Consider the following 1896-nt stretch of genomic DNA (forward strand, 5'->3'; position numbering starts at 1 on the left):
AAAAGCAGGCTTTTCAAATTTGGCTCCTCTGACTGGACTCGAACCAGTGACATACGGATTAACAGTCCGCCGTTCTACCGACTGAACTACAGAGGAATCGTGTGAACGGGGCGCATATTATCGATGCTCCCCGATGATGTCAAAGGCAGAATGCATATTTCCGATCGTTTGCCGAATTATTCTCCATTTCGCGCAATTGTCAGGCATTTTGTCGCGGATATTTCCACAGCCAGCGCCCGCTGACCATGCGCCAGTAGAACAGCGCCCCGCGTACGGCCCAGTCCAGGAACATCCCCAGCCAGACGCCCACCACGCCCCAGCCCAGCACCACGCCCAGCGTATAGCCCGCCACAACGCGACACCCCCACATGCCAAGCATGGACACCCACATGGCAAAACGGGCATCGCGCGCCCCTTTCAGCCCGGCAGGTAACACCCAGGATGCCGCCCAGATGGGCATAAAGGCGGCGTTGAGCCAGATAAGGATCTTCACCACCTCTTTCACGTCATCTTCGTGGGTATAGAACGCGGCCATCAGCCCGGCAAACGGCGCGGTGCCCCAGGCGATCAGCGTCAACCCAATCGTCGACAGCCAGAACACATGGCGCAGCTGCCGCTCCGCCTGGCCTATCTGCCCTTTCCCGAGCCGTTTACCCGTGATGATGGTTGATGCCGACCCAAGGGCGTTACCCGGCAGGTTAATCATCGAGGCGATGGAGAAGGCGATAAAGTTACCGGCGATAACGTCGGTGCCCATTCCGGCGACAAACATCTGCGTGAGCAGCTTCCCGCCGTTGAACAACACGGATTCAATGCTCGCGGGTATACCAATCCCCATCACTTCCCAGATAATGGCGAAATTAAAGGGCCGGAAGTAGCTCTTAAGCGTGAGACGCAGCGAGGGGGTAATCCCCGTCATCAGCACCCCGATGATGGCCGCCGCACCAATATAGCGTGATATGGTTAATCCCAGCCCGGCCCCGACGAACCCCAGACCATCCCACGAGAACGCGCCGTAGATCAGAACGCTGCTGATGATGATATTCAGGATATTCATCCCACCGTTGATCAGCAGCGGGATTTTGGTGTTACCTGCCCCGCGCAGCGCGCCGCTGCCAATCAACGCGATGGCCGCCGCCGGATAGCTTAAGACGGTCATTTCGAGATAGGTCAGCGCCAGTTCCTTCACCTCGTTCGTGGCTTCCCCGGCGACAAAATCGATAATCTCTTTACCGAAATAGTGGATCACCGCCGCAAGAACAATCGAAAAGAGGGTCATGATCATCAGCGACTGACGTGCAGCCTCGCGCGCGCGTTTGGGATCCAGCTTGCCGAGACTAAAGGCCACCACAACCGTCGTCCCGAGATCGATGGCGGCAAAGAATGACATCACCACCATGTTAAAGCTGTCTGCCAGCCCGACCCCCGCCATCGCCTCTTTCCCCAGCCAGCTCACCAGGAAGGTGCTCAGCACTCCCATCAGCAGAACGCAGGTATTTTCCAGGAAAATAGGCACGGCAAGAGGGGTGATTTCACGCCAGAACAGAACACGATAGCTTTTACGTTTTGCGTACCATGGCGTGCGCACGATCGCCTGGCGCAGAGGGGCAGTGACGTTCAAAATGGACCTTAGCGAGAATAGTTGAAACTCCATTTCAAATGATGGGGGAGAAATGCTAATCCTGCAAAGTATTTTCCTGAAAAAGATGTGTGTATTTACAACAAACTGACGACAGAATCGGCAATCAGTCGATTTTCCCTAAGATCAGGTTTGACAAAAGTTTTTTCGCCGCTAAGATAAGCCTCCACAACGATTCCTCTGTAGTTCAGTCGGTAGAACGGCGGACTGTTAATCCGTATGTCACTGGTTCGAGTCCAGTCAGAGGAGCCAAATTT

Annotated in this window: 2 protein-coding genes and 2 tRNA genes; 1 reads left to right on the top strand and 3 read right to left on the bottom strand. The window is 55.1% G+C overall.

All coding sequences use genetic code 11. The features are described 5' to 3' along the window. Window positions 1-20: 20 nt before the first annotated feature. The 3 genes from IM291_RS21775 to IM291_RS22145 form a co-directional block, all read right to left on the bottom strand. Window positions 21-96, bottom strand: a tRNA-Asn gene (locus IM291_RS21775). A 103-nt stretch (window positions 97-199) separates the two neighbouring features. Continuing rightward, window positions 200-1654: a multidrug efflux MATE transporter EmmdR gene (gene emmdR / locus IM291_RS21780; protein ID WP_192987636.1), complete on the bottom strand. Its 1455-nt coding sequence runs from the start codon at window positions 1652-1654 to the stop codon at window positions 200-202. Window positions 1655-1716: 62 nt separating this feature from the next. Beyond that, complete coding sequence (locus IM291_RS22145; protein ID WP_219358334.1) at window positions 1717-1809, bottom strand: DUF5951 family protein; 93 nt, start codon at window positions 1807-1809, stop codon at window positions 1717-1719. Between the two features lie 6 nt (window positions 1810-1815). On the opposite strand from IM291_RS22145, the gene IM291_RS21785 reads away from it, so the two are divergent. Then, window positions 1816-1891: transfer RNA gene (locus IM291_RS21785), tRNA-Asn, on the top strand. Window positions 1892-1896 lie beyond the last annotated feature (5 nt).

Source organism: Enterobacter cloacae complex sp. P27C, from assembly GCF_014895705.1.
Lineage (GTDB): Bacteria > Pseudomonadota > Gammaproteobacteria > Enterobacterales > Enterobacteriaceae > Enterobacter > Enterobacter bugandensis.